At 71.4% G+C, this 18,052-nt stretch carries 14 protein-coding genes and 1 tRNA gene; 12 read left to right on the top strand and 3 right to left on the bottom strand.

The genetic code is table 11. From position 1 onward, the window contains the following. The first annotated feature begins 203 nt into the window (after nucleotides 1-203). The 7 genes from AB0O21_RS27810 to AB0O21_RS27780 all read left to right on the top strand — a co-directional run bounded on the left by AB0O21_RS27810 (nucleotide 204) and on the right by AB0O21_RS27780 (nucleotide 5,514). Nucleotides 204-2,888 (top strand): ATP-binding protein, encoded by a 2,685-nt coding sequence (locus tag AB0O21_RS27810; RefSeq protein WP_365175363.1) that lies wholly within the window; start codon nucleotides 204-206, stop codon nucleotides 2,886-2,888. Then, on the top strand, nucleotides 2,885-3,319 hold the full coding sequence (locus AB0O21_RS27805) for a roadblock/LC7 domain-containing protein (protein ID WP_365175361.1): 435 nt from the start codon (nucleotides 2,885-2,887) through the stop codon (nucleotides 3,317-3,319). Before AB0O21_RS27810 ends, AB0O21_RS27805 begins: the two co-directional genes overlap by 4 nt. Then, a complete protein-coding gene (locus AB0O21_RS27800; RefSeq protein ID WP_365175359.1) occupies nucleotides 3,316-3,783 on the top strand; it encodes a DUF742 domain-containing protein in 468 nt (155 codons plus the stop codon). The genes AB0O21_RS27805 and AB0O21_RS27800 overlap by 4 nt, the downstream gene beginning before the upstream one ends. Beyond that, a complete protein-coding gene (locus AB0O21_RS27795) occupies nucleotides 3,761-4,357 on the top strand; it encodes an ATP/GTP-binding protein (RefSeq protein ID WP_365175357.1) in 597 nt (198 codons plus the stop codon). Before AB0O21_RS27800 ends, AB0O21_RS27795 begins: the two co-directional genes overlap by 23 nt. Next, entirely contained in the window at nucleotides 4,354-4,899 is a 546-nt protein-coding gene (locus AB0O21_RS27790; protein WP_365175355.1) for a GAF domain-containing protein, read from the top strand. Before AB0O21_RS27795 ends, AB0O21_RS27790 begins: the two co-directional genes overlap by 4 nt. 79 nt (nucleotides 4,900-4,978) lie before the next feature. Continuing rightward, nucleotides 4,979-5,344, top strand: coding sequence for an MmcQ/YjbR family DNA-binding protein (locus AB0O21_RS27785; protein ID WP_365175353.1), 366 nt, complete (start codon nucleotides 4,979-4,981; stop codon nucleotides 5,342-5,344). A gap of 93 nt (nucleotides 5,345-5,437) precedes the next feature. Then, nucleotides 5,438-5,514, top strand: a tRNA-Pro gene (locus AB0O21_RS27780). A gap of 28 nt (nucleotides 5,515-5,542) precedes the next feature. Here the strand turns inward: AB0O21_RS27780 and AB0O21_RS27775 are convergent. After that, a complete protein-coding gene (locus tag AB0O21_RS27775) occupies nucleotides 5,543-6,943 on the bottom strand; it encodes a site-specific integrase (RefSeq protein ID WP_365175351.1) in 1,401 nt (466 codons plus the stop codon). An 835-nt stretch (nucleotides 6,944-7,778) separates the two neighbouring features. Here AB0O21_RS27775 and AB0O21_RS27770 point away from each other — a divergent pair. Continuing rightward, nucleotides 7,779-9,017: an IS110 family transposase gene (locus AB0O21_RS27770; RefSeq protein WP_365175349.1), complete on the top strand. Its 1,239-nt coding sequence runs from the start codon at nucleotides 7,779-7,781 to the stop codon at nucleotides 9,015-9,017. Nucleotides 9,018-9,025: 8 nt separating this feature from the next. On the opposite strand, the gene AB0O21_RS27765 is transcribed toward AB0O21_RS27770, so the two are convergent. Beyond that, nucleotides 9,026-9,388, bottom strand: coding sequence for a hypothetical protein (locus AB0O21_RS27765; protein ID WP_365175347.1), 363 nt, complete (start codon nucleotides 9,386-9,388; stop codon nucleotides 9,026-9,028). 530 nt (nucleotides 9,389-9,918) lie between these two features. On the opposite strand from AB0O21_RS27765, the gene AB0O21_RS27760 reads away from it, so the two are divergent. The 4 genes from AB0O21_RS27760 to AB0O21_RS27745 all read left to right on the top strand — a co-directional run bounded on the left by AB0O21_RS27760 (nucleotide 9,919) and on the right by AB0O21_RS27745 (nucleotide 16,726). Then, nucleotides 9,919-10,911, top strand: coding sequence for a hypothetical protein (locus tag AB0O21_RS27760; protein ID WP_365175345.1), 993 nt, complete (start codon nucleotides 9,919-9,921; stop codon nucleotides 10,909-10,911). A 278-nt stretch (nucleotides 10,912-11,189) separates the two neighbouring features. After that, nucleotides 11,190-11,774, top strand: a complete 585-nt coding sequence (locus AB0O21_RS27755) for a hemopexin repeat-containing protein (RefSeq protein ID WP_365175343.1) — start codon at nucleotides 11,190-11,192, stop codon at nucleotides 11,772-11,774. 427 nt (nucleotides 11,775-12,201) lie between these two features. Further along, the gene (locus AB0O21_RS27750; protein WP_365175341.1) at nucleotides 12,202-13,707 is read left to right on the top strand and encodes an FAD-binding oxidoreductase; all 1,506 of its coding nucleotides are present in this window, start codon (nucleotides 12,202-12,204) and stop codon (nucleotides 13,705-13,707) included. A gap of 331 nt (nucleotides 13,708-14,038) precedes the next feature. Then, the gene (locus AB0O21_RS27745) at nucleotides 14,039-16,726 is read left to right on the top strand and encodes a hypothetical protein (protein WP_365175339.1); all 2,688 of its coding nucleotides are present in this window, start codon (nucleotides 14,039-14,041) and stop codon (nucleotides 16,724-16,726) included. Between the two features lie 266 nt (nucleotides 16,727-16,992). Here the strand turns inward: AB0O21_RS27745 and AB0O21_RS27740 are convergent, their stop codons facing one another. Further along, entirely contained in the window at nucleotides 16,993-17,397 is a 405-nt protein-coding gene (locus AB0O21_RS27740) for a hypothetical protein (protein WP_365175337.1), read from the bottom strand. Nucleotides 17,398-18,052: the final 655 nt, after the last annotated feature.

Genomic DNA, 18,052 nt, shown 5'->3' with positions numbered 1-18,052 from the left:
GCACTCCCCCCGGCCTGCGGGCGTACGCGCTCCCGGCGCATTCGGGCTGCCGTACGAGCGCTCCACCGGGAGCGGGAAGCACCCCCGCGAAGTTCCCCAACTGGCCGTCCGGGGCGGGACGGTGCGGTCTAGCGTGGGTATCCGGTGATCAACACCGGGCCCCGGGAACGCCGGCGGCCGGGCCCCACGTACCGAGGACGCAGATGTCCGGACCCCGCGCAGCCCGCCACGCCCCGTCGAGACACGCCGCCATCGGTCCCGGCCGGCAGATACGGCCCCAGCTGATCCGCGCCGCCGTGCTGCCCACGCTCGCCGCCGGGCTCAGCGGGACCGCCGCGGTGATCTTCACCCTGCAGCTCGGCGGGGGAGCGGGGGAGCGGGACGCCCGGCTGTGGCCGGTGCTCACCGGCTGCGCCCTGCTGGTGTTCGGCGCCCTCGCGGCGGCGCTGCTCGGGGCCCAGCGGGCCGCCAAGGCCGTCCGGGACCGGTGCGAGGCGCTGCGCCGCTCCAGCGTGCGCGGCCGCCAGGAGCTGCGCACCGCCGCCGAGCGGCTGGAGCGGGGCGAGACCCCACCGCGTCCGGTCCGCGGTGCCGGCCCGACGGGGCCTGGGCTCGGTGTGGACGCCGCGGGGATCGACGAGTTCTGGCTGCTCTCGCAGGAGCTGCGGGGGGCCCGCGAGCAGGCGCACGCGGCGCTCGTACGGCTGGCCGGACCGGCGGCGCCGTCGGACAGCGAGCGCAAGGTGGAGGTCTTCGTCAACCTCGCGCGCCGGCTTCAGTCCCTCGTGCACCGCGAGATCTCGCTGCTGGACGACCTGGAGGACACGGTCGAGGACCCGGAGCTCCTCAGGGAGCTCTTCCATGTCGACCACCTCGCCACCCGCATCCGCCGCCACGCCGAGAACCTCGCCGTGCTCGGGGGTGCCGCGTCGCGCCGCCAGTGGACGCGGCCGATCGACCTGAGCGAGGTGCTGCGGTCCTCCGTCGCGGAGGTCGAGCAGTACACCCGGGTCAAGGTGGTGCCCCCGGCGGGCGGCAGCGTGCGCGGCCACGCCGTCGCGGACGTGGTGCACCTGCTGGCCGAACTGGTCGAGAACGCCACGGTGTTCTCCGCCCCCGACACCGATGTGGTGGTGCGTGCCGAACGGGTCACCGCCGGGATCGCGGTCGAGGTGGAGGACCGGGGGCTGGGCATGCCGGCCGAGGAACAGCACCGGATGAACGCGCTGCTCGGCGATCCCGACCAGATCAGCGTCCGGCACCTCCTCGCCGACGGGCGGATCGGCCTGTACGTGGTGTCGGCGCTGGCCCGCCGGCACGGGATCGCCGTCGAGCTGAAGTCGAACATCTACGGCGGCGTGCTCGCGGTGCTGGTGCTGCCGCAGGAACTGCTGGGCGCGGCCGCCGCGGCCCCGGAGACGGCCCCGCCGCCCCGCCTGGAACCAGCCCGCCTGCCGACCCCGTCCTGGCCTTCCCCGCACCCGGACCCCACCGCACCCCCTGCGGGGAGGCCCGCCCCGAGCCGCGTAACGGCGGGCGGCCGTGCCGCTGCCGCTGCCGCTGCCCCGGGGCAGGGGCTCGGCCCGGTCTCGAGGCTCGGCTACGGCTCCGCCCCGACCCCATCGCCCGGCCCCGGCCCCGGCCCCGACCCCGTGCCTGGCGTCGGCCTGGTGCCCGGCCTCGGCTCCGGCCCGGTGCCTGGCGTCGGCCCGGTGCCCGGCTCCGGCCCGGTGCCCGGTGCGGGCCTGGTACCCGGGCAGGCGCCCTCGCCCGGACCTGCCCCCGAGGCAGGCTCGCCGTCGGGATCCGCGGCCGTGTCCATGCCCGGCCGTGGCCCCGTGCCGGGGGCTGGGCCCGTGGCGGGCTCGCCGTCCGGATCCGCGCCGGTGTTCGGCGGTGGCCCCGTGTCCGAGCCCGGCCCGCTGGTGGGTCCCGCGTCCGAGTGCGAGCCCGAGCCGGGCTCGTCGTCCGGCTCCGCGTCCGCGTGCGGCGGTGGCCCCGTGTCCGAGCGCGGCCCGGTGGCGGCGCCCGCGTCCGAGTTCGAGCCCGAGCCGGGCTCCAGGGCCGTGCCGGGCCCCGGGTCCGTACTGGGCGCCGAGCCCACGCCGGGTCCCGGGTCCGTGCCGGGTCCCGGGTCTACGCGGGGTCCCGGGTCTGTGCCGGGCTCCGGGTCCACGCCGAGGCCAGGGGCTGTGCCGGGTCCCGGGTCCGTACTGGGCGCCGAGCCCACGCCGGATCCTCGGTCTGTGCCGGGCCTCGGGGCCGTGTCGGGCTCCGGGCCTGTGCCGGGTTCCGGGATCGGGGCGGGTTCCGCGGCAGGGGGTGGGGTGCGGGAGGGGGGTGCGTCGCTGCCCTCGCCCCGGAGCGAGGCTTCGGCCGACCCTGCCGGGAGCCGGGCCCTCGGTGCGGCGGCGGCGCCGCGCCCGACACGGTCCGGGGCTGCTGGAGCCGAGGCTTCGGCAGCGCTCCCGCCACTGCCCGTCCGGCGTGTGGGCGGAACCACGCCCGTACCAGGGGCCGCGGGCGCGGACCTGGCCGAACCCGTGCTCGGAAGCCGGTCCGGCGCCGCCCTTCCACCCGCCCCCGCCCCCGGGACGCTGATCCGCACCGGGCCCGAGGCCGCGGCCGGTCCCGGCGGCGGGAGCCGGCCCGTGCTGTCCGCCGGGCGTGCCGCAGGCGAGCGGCCCGAGTTGCCCCGGCGGCGGGCGCAGCAGCACCTGGCACCCCAGCTGCGCGAGGCCCCCGCGCCCCGACGCCCGGCCGACGACGCCGAGCAGCCCGTGCACGACCCCGGCCTGATGGCCGCCTTCCAGCGCGGCTTCGGCCTCGCGCAGTCCACCCCCACCCCTACCCCCACCCCTCACCTCGGCAAGGAGCGCACCCCATGAGCGGCGAAGTGGCGACCAAGACCGGCAGCCGGCTCTCGGACCTCGACTGGCTGCTCAGCGGCCTGGTGCAGCGCGTGCCGTACACGCGCAGTGCCGTACTGCTCACCGCCGACGGGCTCGTGACCTGCGTACACGGCCTGGACGCGGACAGTGCCGACCACCTGGCGGCCCTCGCGTCCGGGCTGTACTCCCTCGGCCGCAGCGCCGGCTCCCGTTTCGGGGACGGCGCGGAGGTGCGGCAGGTCGTGGTCGAGCTCGACACCGCGCTCGTCTTCGTCTCTGCCGCCGGCTCCGGCACCTGCCTGGCCGTGCTCGCCGACCGGGAGGCCGACGCCGGCGTACTCGGCTACGAGATGGCGATGCTGGTCAAGAGCGTACGACCGTACCTGGCGGCCCCGCCGCGGCGGCCCGCCGCCGACCCGGAGCGATGAGGGCCCGTACGAGGGGGGAGCACGGACACGGAACCTCGTACCGGGACACACCCTGGCTCGACGACACGGCGGGCCGGGTGATGCGCCCGTACACCGCCAGCGGCGGCCGCACCCGGCCGGGCGTCGCGCTCGACCTGCTGTCCCTGGTGACCGCGACCGGCGTCCGGCCGCGCGTCCCCCTCGGGGCCGAGCACACCCTCGCGCTCCGGTGCTGCGCCGGCGCCGCGGCGGTCACGGTCGCCGAGGTGGCCGGGCAGCTGCGGCTGCCGGCGGCGGTGGTGAAGGTACTGCTGGCCGACCTGGTGGAGCACGGGGCCGTCACGGCGCAGGCCCCCCGCTTCCCCGCCACTGCCCCCGCCCCTGCCCCTACGACCCCCGTCCCCTTCCCGGGCGGCGACGCGTTCGCCGCCGCCGACCAGAAACTGCTCCGGGCGGTGCTCGATGGACTGCGCAAACGACTGTGACGCCCCCGCGGCGGTGCCCGCGACCCTGAAGATCCTGGTCGCGGGCGGGTTCGGCGCGGGCAAGACCACCTTCGTGAGCGCGGTCAGCGAGATCGAGCCGCTGAGCACGGAGGAGCTGCTCAGCGACCTGGGCGCGGCCGACGACCCGCTCTACGGCGTCGAGGCCAAGTCCACCACCACCGTCGCCCTCGACTTCGGCCGGATCACCCTCGACGACCAGCACGTCCTCTACCTCTTCGGCACGCCCGGCCAGCACCGCTTCTGGTTCCTGTGGGAGGAGATGTGCGCGGGCGCACTCGGGGCGGTGGTGCTCGCCGACACCCGCCGGCTCGCCGACTGCTTCCCCGCCGTGGACTTCTTCGAGCGGCGCGGGATCGCCTTCGTCCTCGCCGTGAACGAGTTCGACGAGGGCCACCGCTACGCGCCCGACGAGGTCCGCGAGGCGGTGGGGCTCGGGCCCGAGGTGCCCGTCGTACGGTGCGACGCGCGCCTGACCAGCTCCGGGACGGGAACGCTCGCCGCCCTCGTCCGCCACCTGCTGTGCCTGTCCAACGAATCGGGGGAACCGCCATGACCTACTACGAATCGACCGGACACCTGCTGCTCACGCCCGTGGACCGGGAGGCGCCCGCGCGCGTCGTCCGGCTGCGCGAGCTGGGCCTGGGGGAGCGGACGGACCCCGAACTGGACGCCTTCGCGCGCCGCGTGGCCGACGCCCTCGACGCCCCGTACGCGGGGGTCAACTTCATCGGCGAGGAACGGCAGTTCTTCGCCGGCCTGCACCATGCCGCAGACGCCCCGGCGAGCGGCTACCCGGCGCGGGTCCTGCCCCGCGACCACGGCTACTGCCCGCACGTGGTGGTCCGCAGGCGGGCGCTGGTGCTGGAGGACGTACGCGACTTCGCGCGCTTCGCGGGCAACGCCGTCGTGGACGAGAGCGGGGTCCGCTCGTACGCGGGAGCGCCCCTGATCGACCGGCGGGGGATCGTCCTGGGCACCGTCTGCGCGGTGGACGTGGTCCCCCGGCGCTGGGGCACGGAGGGCCTGGCCACGGCGAAGGCCCTCGCCGCGGATCTGGTGGGGCTGCTGCACGAGCGGGAGGACCGCAGGGCGTGAGCCCGCTCCGGCACGCGACTGTCGGCGGCGGGGTCTACCGTCGGGGGGACGAGGCCCGCCGCCGGAGAGGAGACCCGGGATGGCCACGACCGCCCAGGACGTCCGTACGATCGCGCTGTCGCTCCCGGACAGCAGCGAAAAGCTCGCCTGGGGCATGCCGACCTTCCGGGTGAGCGGCAAGATCTTCGTGTCGCTGGCCGACGACGACACGTCGATCGGGGTGAAGTGCCCGAAGGAGGACCGGGCGGAGCTGATCGCGGCGGAGCCGGAGAAGTTCTTCCTCCGCGAAGGCCACGACGACAACTACGCCTGGCTCCGAGTCCGCCTGGCGGCCGTGCGGGACGCGGCCGAGCTGCGGGCCATCCTGACCGACTCCTGGCTCCAGACAGCCCCCAAACGCCTGGCCGCCGCCCACCCGGAACTCCTCCCCGACGGCAGCGGCTGACCGCGCGGACGAAACCTGCGCGCGACCACCCCACGAAGTGCGGTATTGTTCTCCTGCGCCTGCAACCGGGGGAAACCCCAGGTCAGCGGGCATCGGGACGTGGCGCAGCTTGGTAGCGCACTTGACTGGGGGTCAAGGGGTCGCAGGTTCAAATCCTGTCGTCCCGACCATGCTTTTAGCAGGTCGGAGGCCGTTCTCTCATCCGTGAGAGGACGGCCTTTCGTGCGTCCGGAGCCGTGGTGGTCGCAATGTGGTCGCACGTCCGGTCTGCGGCCGGGAGGCCGCAGCGCTGAAGGCAGGCGGTACGGGGTAGCGGAGCCGGCGGACAACCTCACCGAGCCGGTGGATGTGGTCGCGTGGTGGTCGCAGCCACGCCTTATGGCCTGTTTCATGACTGGCCTTCTCGGCTTCGGTGAGGGTGTGGTCGATGGTGTCGACGGCTTCGCGGGCTGCCTGGCGGGTGAGGTGGCTGTAGATGTTCGCGGTCGTCGACAGGGTGGAGTGCCGCAGCGTTTTGGAGACGACGGTCAGGGGCACGCCGGCGGTGATGGTGATCGTGGCGGCCAGGTGCCGCAGGTCGTGGACCGTGATCCGAGGAACGCCTGCTTCTTTGGACAGTTGATGGAGCCGGTCGAGGACGTGGTGCGGTCCGAGGGGCCGGCCGTCGGGTCGGCAGAAGACGAGTCCGGTGAACGGGTCGTCAGGATCACCCCTGGTACGGGGCGTCGTTCGAGCGTGGTGCCGGAGGGCGGTGGCGACGCGGGGTGAGATGGCGACCCAGCCGCGGCTCGAGCGGGTCTTCGGGGTGGTGATGACGAGGCGGTTGTTGTTGATGGCGGAGAGGGTGCAGCGCACGTAGAGGACACCTTCTGTCAGGTGGACGTCGTTCCAGTGGAGGCCGAGGGCTTCCCCTTTGCGCATGCCGGTGCCGATGAGGAACTCGAACAGGTCGGCCATCTCGGGATCGGCCTGGTGGCAGTGGGCGAGGAAGCGGGCGGCCTCCTCGGCTGTCCAGATGCGTCGCTCCGGTGCCGGTGGGCGGCGCAGGACCGGGGGACTGGCGGGGTTGTGGGGGAGGCGGTGTTGGCGGACGGCGTCGCCGAGGGCGCTGGAGAGGGTGGCCAGGGAGCGATAGAGGGTGGTGCGGCCTCGGCCGGCGGTGACCTGGCGGGTGACGTAGGCGGAGATGTGGCGGTGGGCGAGCTGGTCGAGCTTGAGGGTGCCGAAGGCGGGGATGAGGTCGTTGCGGACGTAGTCGCGGTAGCGGGCCATGGTGGTGGGCTTCAGCACGAGTGCCTTCGCCTCCAGCCATTGGCTGAGGTAGGCGGCGACGGTCTGGTTGGGGTCGGCGTTGTATCCGCCGGCCTCTCCCTCGAGGAAGCGGCCCAGGGCCTGCTCGGCGGTGTCCTGGGTGGCGAATCCGCCCCGGCGCACCGTGGTGCGGCGGCGGTCAGGGGTGGGGACGTCAATGGCGAAGCTCCAGGTGCCGTGCTCGCTGTCGGTGACCAGGTGGGGGCAGTGGGCACCGAGCTGGTGGTGCTGGGCGTTCCTGCAGCCGCAGCGGCGGTAGACACGGCCGCGGCCGACGCTGGTACGCATGGGGATCGCCTCCGGGAGGCGGAGGGAAGGGGGGTACCTCCAGCCTGCGACCACAGGCGACCACCACGCCTCTCACGAGCCCGTGACCAGTAGGTTTCCCTTGTTACCGTGCCAAGGACCCGGGCTCCGGAAACCTCAGTGGATTCTTCGTCTCCTGAGGACAAGGAGATCTACACCGGTCTGCCCTCGGTCGTTTCGATCAGAGCGTAGTAGTACGTCTTCGCTACCCATCGACCCTCCAGGCCGTTGACCCTGTGGCCGCAACGAAGCCGAAGGCCCCGTCCGTTCATGGGTAGCGCACCCGTTCCGGCTCTCCGGCCCACGGCACGGTCCAAGGAGACGCGGTGCACCCGAACGAGCGCGTCACGCACCACACGTGCCGCACCGCCGGTTGGCCCATCCTCTGATCGTTTCTAATTCGTTCTTAGCAGCCCGGTCAGCTCAATCGGCTGGAGTGCTGCTCCAGCGTCTGGGTGAGGATGCTCCGGCGTGTGGCGTGGTGACGGCCGGGCAGATTTGGGCGGAGATCTACATCGTTTCGGGCCCTTGAGGCCTTACCGCAGACCGGGTCGCGTTGATCTGGCCGGTCGTCATCACTCAGCCATTGTTCACTCGTTGGTGTTTGTGGTGCGAGCCCGTCGCACGGTGACCTCTCGATCTGTCCGAGCCCGTCGAGCTCCCGCAGTGGACCGAGGCCCGCGCGGTGCGCTGGTGTCACGAACAGCTAGTGAGGTGGCGGTCCGGTCCTCGTGGCCGAGGCCTGGAATTAGAACGCTGCGTGGCCCGCATGCGCTCGTGACCAGCGCAAACATCGAGCCTTCCGGGGAGGGACCCTTTGATCTACTGCGGAATCGACTGGGCCGAGAACCATCACGACGTGGTGCTGATCGACGAGTCCGGCCAGCTGCTGGCCAAGCGACGCGTCACCGACGACCCGGCTGGCTACCAGGTGCTGCTGGACCTGCTCGCCGAGCATGAAGACACCCGGGACGCCCTCATCCCGGTTGCGATCGAGACCAACCGCGGGTTACTCGTGGCCGTCCTCCGGGCAGGCGACCGGCAGGTTTACGCGATCAACCCGCTGGCCGCCGCCCGGTATCGCGACCGCCACTCCGTCTCCAGGAAGAAGTCCGATCTCGGCGACGCCCTCGTCCTGGCGAACATCCTCCGTACCGACATCCATGCCCACCGGCCCCTGCCGGACGACTCCGACCAGGCCCGCGCCGTCGCCGTCCTCGCCCGCGCCCAGCAGGACGCCACGTGGAATCGCCAGCAGGTCGGCAACCAGCTCCGCTCCCTGCTCCGCGAGTACTACCCTGCCGCTCTGGCCGCTGTCGTGCACTGGAAGAACGGCCTGTGCCGGCCGGAGGCCCTCGCCCTGCTCAAGGCGGCGCCGACTCCTGCCGACGCTGCCCGCCTGACCCGCCCCCAGATCGCCGCCGCCCTCCGGCGTGCTGGCCGCCAGCGGGGAATCGAGGCCGAGACCGAGCGGCTCCGGGAGATCTTCCGAGCCGAGTGGGCTCACCATCCGCCGCTCGTGGAGAAGGCCCTGGGCAGGCAGATGCTTGCACTCCTCGCACAGCTGGAAGCCGCCTGCACCGCCGTAGACGACCTCGCCCAGGCCGTGGAGGAGGCCTTCCTCCAACACAAGGACGCGGAGATCATCCTGAGCTTCCCGGGACTCGGGACCCAGCTCGGAGCCCGCGTGCTCGCCGAGATCGGCGACGACCGGAACCGGTTCGCCGATGCCCGCGGGCTGAAAGCCTACGCTGGGTCGTCGCCCATCACCCGGGCCTCCGGCAAGAAGTGCAACATCACCCGCCGCCGCATCAAGAACGACCGGCTCAACCACGCCGGCTATCTCTGGGCCTTCTCGGCCCTTCGCGCCTCACCCGGAGCCATGGCCCGCTACCGCCACCGCCGCGACGAACGCGGCGACTGGCACGCCTCCGCCCTGCGCAACGTCTTCAACAGCCTGATCGGCCAACTCCACCATTGCCTCCAGCAGCGCGAACTGTTCGATGAACAAGCGGCCTTCTCATCCACCGTGGTGCAGGCCCCGCTGGCGGCGTGAGGCGCTGATCAGCTGACACGAGGTGCCCCTTTGGCGAGGGCGAGGTGGGTACGCCGTGCGGGTGGTCGCCAAATGAACGCGTCTGCGATCTCGGCGCTAAATGGGTGCGCCTGCCAGTGGCTGGTGATGTCATGCCACTGCGCGATGACGGCGTTGAGTTCGGAACCCACCCCCATCCGGTTGTAGTCGATGACGAACTCGTAGACGTGACCCCCGTCTGACAGAACGACACCGGCCTCCGTGTGGGCCCCGTCAGGAAAGAGGTAGACGAGGACGGTGGTGGAGACGATCAGCCCGCGTTCGGCAAGCAGACTTCGTAGGCGTACCCAGAGGTTGTACGGGCTCGTCCGCATCAGCTGAGTGCAGTTCACGTAGCTCGCTGGTTGGCAGAGGCCCGCCGCGTGTTCGGGGAGCAAGGAGGCCAGCGGTCTCCAGACCTCATACGACTCTGCCGGGATCAGTGCGTTACGGCGTACCTGTCCGATTGCGGTCCCAGGACAGAACGCCGCGGTGTCCTGGAAGGACGCTGCCGCCGCCCGTGGCCGGGACTGCCTGCTGTGATGAGACGACTCGTGTCGGAGCCGGCCAGGGGGCCTACGAGGCATGGGCCTTTCGAATGGTCATGTCTCGCATTTTGCCATGTCCACAACCTCTTTCGCGAAGCCCACGCCCGCTGTGCAGCGTCAACTTGACGCCTGGCTTCGTGAGGTGTCTGCGGTGAAAGCCGAGCCTCAGCCGGGTGAGTTGCGCTCCCGGGGCCTGTCCGCGGGGCTCTCGGCACCGCTACAACCCACGCGTGGCGCGGTGAGCGCCGGTCGCATCACCGTCAGTTTCGCGCGCCACCGTGTCCGGCGGCGCGCCCGTTCGTGTTCGGAGGCACACCATGAGCAATCCCGCTCGTATGGCATCGAGTACCAGGACGTCCTCGCTCCGCCGCCGCTACCTCGCCTGGGCGGCGGGCGCTGTCCTTGCATCTGCGCTCCTCGGCCTGGCGCCGATGGCGCCGCCCGCGTACGCCTTCACCGGTGGGAACCACGAGCGGATCACGCGCGAGGCGCTCGACGGCTTCGACCTGGTGTCGCTGGACTTGCTCGCCAACGCCAAGAGCGGTGCGATCGTCGCCGATGACCAGGGCGCCTACTTCGACCTGGGGCCCATGCACTGCGACAACGCCGACTTCCTCCAGAGCCCCCCGGGCGCCGCGCCCTACCCGCGTACCCGCGAGCAAGCCACCGACGAGCTCCTGGCGTGCGTCGGGAGCTCCGTCGCCCGGTTCAAAAGGGCCCTGTCCCTCGCCGACGGTCTCGTTGACCCGGACGGCCGCGTCAGGCCCAACCAGGTCGACCTGTTCGCGCCGTGTGACTTCGACGACAGCGACGAGGGCACGGCCAAGTGCAACGTGCTCGAACACCTCGGCCGGGGATGGCATCCCATCGAGGACTTCTACTCGCACAGCAACTACGCCGACGAACACGACCAGACCCGGCCCGTCGGCGTGACCAACCCCGTTGGGTTGCGCCGCACCGTCGTGGCCCCCTTCTTCGACATCCGCCGCTACAGCACCCTGGGGACGAACGCCTGGCGGGCCCAGGTGGCCCGCTTGATCCCGAGGGATCTGACCACTGGCTGCTACAAGGACTTCCAGTCCGACTACACCCTGGCCGACTGCACTGGGCGTGTCATGCACGACGGAACCCTGGCCAAGGACGCCGCGGGCTCACCGCGGTCCCTCATCGGTGACAACTTCAACAAGGCGCGCACGCTGGCCACACGTGACATCGCACGCCAGTGGGAGTCGTTCCGGGCCGCACTTCTCGAACGGTACGCGGACAACAACCGGGGCTCCGTCATGGTGTGCGCGATCATGAACGACAACCCTGTCGCGGCCTGCTGAGCTTGTCGACCCCTCTCAGCCCCCACCTCCGTCGGTGGGGTGGGGGTTGACGGCTCACCGTCGGCCCGTTGCTGAAAGGTTCCAGCAATTCGCCCTTGAATAAGCCATGTTGGTGGACGCCTGTGGCACGCCGGGCAGACTACTGGGCCGTGCGGGTGGTCATGTCCATTGCAGGAACGATCAAGCTCCGGGTGATCCTTCTTCGCGCCGGACGGGTGTGGAACGTTGACAGCGGCAAGCCCCCAGCGCGACCACGACACTCAGGAGGTGTTCGGCAGATGGTGACCGCACCAGTGCTCTGGAACAACAACAAGGCGTACCTGTTCGACGGCGGGAACTACTACCGCTACGACGTCACCAAGGACAAGGTCGACCCCGGCTACCCGGCGCGAATCGCCGGCAACTGGACGGGCCTGTTCCCCTCCCGCGTCGACGCCGGCGTGGTGTGGAACAACGGCAAGGCGTACTTCTTCCGCGGCACCGAGTACGTCCGCTTCGACATGGCGGCCGACAAGGTCGACGAGGGCTACCCGAAGAAGATTGCCACCCACTGGAAGGGCCTGTTCCCCTCCCACATCGACGCCGCCGTGATGTGGAACAACGGCAAGGCTTACTTCTTCCGCGGTTCCGAGTACGTCCGTTACGACATCGCGGCGGACAAGGTCGACGAGGGCTACCCGAAGCCGATCGCCGGCAACTGGCCCGGCCTGTGGGACTCGGACCTCGACGGCGGCGTGGTGTGGAACAACGGCAAGGCGTACTTCTTCCGCGGTTCCGAGTACGTCCGTTACGACATCGCGGCGGACAAGGTCGACGAGGGCTACCCGAAGCCGATCGCCGCCAACTGGCCCGGCCTTCCCTAAGCGAGGCTCCAGCGCGGGCACGGGCCGCCCAGTCCCCTTCTTTTTCGTGCTGAAGGAAGCCGCACAGGGGAATCGTCGACGCTGCCATCAAGACCGCCGGGAAGAACCCGCGACACCGCATACGCGGTGTGCATCCGCGACGACGGCTGACGAGCCCCCGCACCCGGCAACGCTGCGGGGGCCGGGTATCGGCAACGCCAGCCGGTGGCCGTGGCCGACGGAAACCCGTCGGCCACGGCCACCGGCTGCAGATGGCCTCGTGTTCGGCCAGGCGGGTGGTCCTCCCCGCCGCAGAAACGATCACGTCCCCGAGGGATCGGGAATCCAGTGGTCGGCTGGGGTGCGCAGCGGCCGATGGGGCCACTCGCGGCTGTTGTCGCCGCCCGGGGCCTGCCGGTGCCCGAGCTCACCTCGAAGGGGTTCGCCTGTGGAGACCAGCCGACGAGAAGTACTGCGGACCGGGGCGGCCGTCGTGGCCGCCGGAAGCCTGATCGGGCTCGGCGGTGGGGGCGCGGCCGCCGCCCGTCCTCTCTTCGCGGGCGACGGTGTCGAGCCGGCCGCGTGGCGTGAACTGAGGCGGAGCCTCAGTGCGGGCGCCGGTCTCTACCGCCCGGGGGGTGCGGAGTACGCAGCACGGGCGACTCCCGACAATCAACGTTACGCATCCGTCCGCCCGGCCGGTGTCCTCGCCTGCGCGACCGAGGGCGACGTGGCAACCGCGATCCGGTGGTGCGCCAAGCACGGCGTGCCCTTCGCGCCTCGCTCCGGGGGGCACAACTACGCGGGCTACTCCACCACTCCCGGACTGGTGATCAGTCTGCGCGCGCTGAAGGAGGTGGTTCCACAAGGGCAGCGGCTGCGTCTGGGGGGCGGCGGCACGAACTCGGACGTGTACGCGGCCCGTGCGGCCAACCTGTACTTCCCCGGTGGGCGTTGCCCGGAAGTGGGCGTCGCCGGGCTGACCCTCGGCGGCGGGCTCGGGTTCAACGACCGTAAATGGGGTCTGACCTGCGACCGGCTCACCGAGACCCGGGTCGTGCTTGCCGACGGGACGCTGGTACGCGCGGCCGACGACGAGAACGCCGACCTGTTCTGGGCCTGCCGGGGCGGAGCCGGCGGCAACTTCGGCATCAACACCGGCTTCGTCTTCGACGCCGTGTCCGTCGCCCGGCTGCGCGCCACCGTCTTCGACCTGACGTTCGCACTGGACGCGGGCGTCCAGGTGATGGAAGAACTGCGGCACATCCTCGACGCGGACCGCGACAACGACTTCGACGTCCGGGTCGGCTTCAAGCACGCCGGCGACGGCACCACCACGCTCTGGCTCCTCGGGCAGCGGCTCGGCGATGAGAACGCCCTGCGACGCCTGTTCACCCCCCTTCTGCAGCTGCGGCCGACGCGGACCTTCATCGAGGAACGCGGATTCTGGCACGCGCAGGACTACCTCATGGAACCCCTCGGAGCGAAGGAGGCCTACGCCTCCAAGTCCCTCGTCCCCGACGAGTGGCCCACCCCCGACTCGGTGGCCGCCATCGCCGACTGGACACGCGGCTGGCAGCCCGGACCCGGACGGGCCACCGGCTACGTGACCCTGTTCGCCATGGGCGGCGACAGCGCCGCGCCCCGTCCGGACGAGACGGCCTACCCGCACCGCGGCGCGACCTTCGTGATCGACATCGGCACCCACTGGAAGCCCGGCACTCCGCCCGGCGAGGTACGCGCCCTCCTGGAACAGACGCGCACCGCCCATCACATGCTCCGCCGCCGCCTGTCCACCAGCGCGGCCTACGTCAACTTCCCCGACCCGGACCTGCACGACTGGCAGCACGCCTATTACGGCCGCAACTACGACCGCCTGGTCGCCGTCAAGCGACGCTACGACCCCGCCGGTCTGTTCCGCTACCAGCAAGCCGTCGGCCGTCCCCGCGTCTGAGGCTGCCGGCCCCGCCGAATGGAGGGTGCCGTCCGGGAAGCCCCTCAGCCGTATGCGGTTCACCCGCACACGGCCGGGGGCTTCCCGGGGCTCACCTTGTTTGCGAGGCCGCCACCGCCCGGACGGCGGGCATTCGGGCGACGGCGAAACGATCAGGCGGGTGATTCCTCCGACTCCCTCCTTGATGTCACCTCGCGTGCTGCGATCATTCCCCACCGTGGTGACGTGGGCTGTCTGGGGCTGCCCACGCTGACAGGAGGGCCTGGCTTCCATGCATGGTGACTTCCCACGGCTCAGGCGGACGTTTTCCCTGTGGTGCGGCATCGGTGCCGTGCTCGGAGGTTCGCTCGGCCCGGCCGCTCAGAGCGCGCACGCGCTCAACGCGGAACTCCGAGAACGCGCCGCGGCATGTGCGGCCCCGGGGCCGATCGCCCATGCCTCCGCCGGCCTCGACTTCGGTGGCAAGGAGCTCAGTACGGCGAGTGCCGGCCGCACGGCGGTCGCCATCACGGCCGCGCTGACCGCCGGGCCTCTCCCCGCCGGGGCCCGGGTGGCGGGGAACCGGGTACTGCTCCCCGACGGCCAGGGGTCTTTCACGGTCGGCGTGGAGCCCGCACGGATGCCGGGCACGCTTGCCTACGCGCCGGTGGCGACCGCGCACTTTCTCGGGCCGAGCGCGGCCGTGGTGCGGGTCTCCGACCGGGCGACGGTCGATCTGATCCGGCTGGCGGTCGCCGCCCGGCTCACGGAGGTGGCGGCGATCGTCTCCGACAGGTCGCAGAACCGGCGGCTCGACGTCACGAGCGGACTGAACGAGGGTGTGCTCACCACCGCCGACAGCACCGGCCGCATCCCGCTCAGTCCCAGGGACCTCGGCCGGATCACAGTCCTGAAGATCCTCGGCGACCAACTCCCCACCGCCACGGCCCGGGTGAAGTCGGCCGCGCTCGGTTCCGCCGTCGCGATGGGCCTGCTCGACGAGGAACCGGCCCGCCCCGTGCATCGTATGGAAGGCAACGCGCCGCCGGCCGGCGTGGCGGCCGCGACGGCGCGGGCCGCCTCCGTCCGCGCGCTGTCGCCCGGTTCCGCCGCCGCTCTCGACAAGGTGCTCGAGCTGGCCCGACAGGCCGGCTCACAGGCGGCCCTGAAGGACATTCGCGCCGAACGGGACTGCGAGCGCCGTGTCCTGCGCGAACAAGCCGACGGCGTGATCGCCCAGCGGACGGCCGCGGACGCCGAGCTGACGAAATCCCTGAACGCGCGTGATGCGCAGCTGCCGGTCATCCCTCACGTGATTGTCGGCGGCGGATGGGCGGCCACGATCGACTACCTCACGCTGCCCCCGGTCACCAGCGCCGGCGCCGATGTGCCGCCCGTCCTGACGGTGGCCGCGGGCTACGGAGTGGTCAACGGTCTCGGGGACTTCCGCCTCACCCAGCCCGCGATGGACAACGAGCTGCCGGGTGCCCCCTTCCAGCCCGGTGACTTCGCCGAGGACCGCAACGACTTCGTGATGTCCACCGCCTTCGGGCGGGCGGTCGGTGTGGCCCGGGCCCTGGCCGGGATGCCCACGTACCAGGCGAACGTCACCGGCATCGAAGCTCGGCCGGACGGGACGGCCGCGGCCAACTGGCCTGCCGAAGCCAAGTACCGCCTGACGACCGGCGGCCGGCGGACGCTGTACGCGCGCTCGCTGGACCTGGCCACCGGTCTCGGCCCGCCCAGGATCCCGCAGGCGGCCGGCGAGCAGCTGGCCGGTCGGACCTTCATCGATCCGGGTACGGGCTACCAAGTGGCATTCGGCCCGGCCGGTGACACGCGGGTCCTCGATCCCCAGGGCGAGCCGTACACCGGGCAGTTGCCCGTGAACGCAAGCTGGCTGCTCGGCGTGCAGAACGTCGAGGGCACGCCGAAGAGGCTGTACGAGCCCTTCCTGCTCGACCCCCAGGGCCGGCCCACCGAACGCCGCGTGATCGATACGGAGTCCCGCTACTCGGTTGATCCGCAAACCCGTACGGTCTATGCCCCGGACGGGGCGGCCGTCGACCCGGAGACTCTGGATCCGGACCTGCGAGCCCGGCTCGGCTTCCGGCCCGAGGGCTACCGTGACCCCAGGTTCGTCACCGACCCGGACTCCTCGTACTCGGTCCACCCGATGACCGGCGGCGTCATCCTGACCGCGAGCGGTGAGCCCGTCGACCGCACCACCCTCCCGCCGCAGACGCTGAGCCGCCTCGACGGCCTCGCCCGGGCACACCGGGTCCAGTACGGCGGCCAGAACACCAGCGCCGACTACCGTCCGGACGACGACCTGCTCGTGGTCGGCGGCGGCGCGGGGGGCGCCTCCGAAGTCGAACAGGCCCACTACGTCACCCGTCAGGTCACCTGGGGCGCCCGCCCGGCGAAACTCGCCGCCGACTACCCGAAGGGCCCGGAAGGCGCCCTGGACCCCAAGGGGCTGCGCGCCGAATGGGATTCGGCCACCCCGGCCCGCAAGGCGGAGATCCAGAGGGACCTCACCTTCGTCAGCGGCGGCTTCAACCGGCGCAACACCCTGCCGTCGATCGGGGCCTTCTCCCTGCCGGTCTGGGAGCCGACCCTTCGTACGACCGACCTGCCCGTCACCATCCGGTACACCACCACCGGCCGCTTCGGCACGACCGATCTCCAGGGCCGCCCCTCCACCTTCAGCCGTATCGTCTACACCATCGGCCAGGAGGCCGACTACCCCGGCGGCGCAGCCGCACTGCTGGGCTCCGGCACCCGGCTGGTCGCCGTGCTCGGACCGGACGGCACGGAGGTCAACGGCCTCAGCGACGCGCCGGGCACGCTGCGGGTCCTGGGCGCGGCCAGTGTCACTCGCGGCGTTCTGCGGCTCACCGGTGCGGACCAGCCCGTACTGACCGACAAGATCAAGGCACAGGCGGACGTCCTGCCGCCGGACGCCCGAACGATCGACCCCAGCATCCGCTACCACGCCGGGCGGATCGCGGAGATGAACCGCGCCTTCCGGCAATGAGCGATATGGAACGGTGGTGGAGCCAGGATGTTCCGCCACCGTTCCGGTCGGCGCCGACACGACTGCGCGGGCCGCTGCCTGGACGCCGCCTGCGGCGCCGGCCGAACGCGTCGCTGACGGACGGTGTGGACCGCGTGGTCGTGGTTCTCCAGCTGGCGCCAGGACCAGTTGGGCACCAGGGCCTCTCAGGCGTTCCGACAACGCGGCGCGGTGCCGTAGCCGGCGTCGTGCGCCCGCCGGGGATTACGGACAGCCCTTGGCCGTCTTCAGTGGTCGGCCGCGACGCACACGGCGTAGACGGTGAATTCGGGGTAGTTCTCCACGCTGGGTCCCCGGAAGTCGACGTTGAATGAGACGGTCCAACCGGTTCCGCCATCGCTGGGACGGCTGGTGTTGACTCGGTCGGCCGGCCCGGGGGCGGTCGCGTCGGCGCGGTTGTAGTCCGGCAGCTCGAAGCCGCCTCCGGTGACGATGTACCCGGAGGGAGCTTTGGCCTCCAGGATCAGCGGGGCGTGGGTGTTGGTCAGGTCACCATACTGATCGCCTGCGGGTCGCCCTTTCACCGTGACGACTTGGTGCTTGAGGCCGGAGGCGTTCTTGCCGCCGAGGGCGGCGTGGCCGGCGTCACGGACCTGGCCTGCCGTCTTCGCGGCGCCGTCGAGGATTCCCATGATGTGCTCCTTGGATGCGGTTCCACAGGATTGCGGATCGACCGTAGAGGCCGCTGTACGCCCCACTGCCTCATCTGGATCGGCACGCCTGGGGGATCACTCAGCCGGGTGTGTCCAAGCGAGGTGGCGCATGATGGCTCCAGCACGCGACGAGCCAAGCCAGGCAAGGCACGCCGTGTCGCCGCCAGGCTTCACCACGTCGGGCGCAGGACCTGTGGGGGATCCCCACCCGGCGGTGTCGTCATTTGTGATGCTCCCGGCAAGGGCCGAGGTGTGTTCGCACAGGGGAGTTCGGTGTCGGCGAACCGGTCCTCCGTGGCCTGCCCGAGCGCGCGCTGATCCCCGGTGATCAACGTCCCGAAAGCTCCATATCCCATGGTCCTGGGCTCATGAAGAACGCCGGAATGTCCCCGAAGACGGCCGCCAAGCTAGGGGTGTGCTCCGGCGAGCACTTCACCCTCAGGCACTCCAACTGACATGGATGCCGATGTCGGCCCTGACCGGCAATGCCCGGCTCTGGGAGCCCCGCCCCTTGCCGTTCCGCCTGTTCGACGACAACACCACCGGACCCGGAGCAGTGGAACCCGGAGCCCACCCGATGCGATAACGGTCATAACGCTGACTGCGGACCGGGACTGGGAAGCGCAAAAACGTT

Source organism: Streptomyces sp. NPDC091371, from assembly GCF_040684275.1.
Taxonomy (GTDB): Bacteria; Actinomycetota; Actinomycetes; order Streptomycetales; family Streptomycetaceae; genus Streptomyces.
This window is presented reverse-complemented; position numbering and strand designations above follow the sequence as displayed.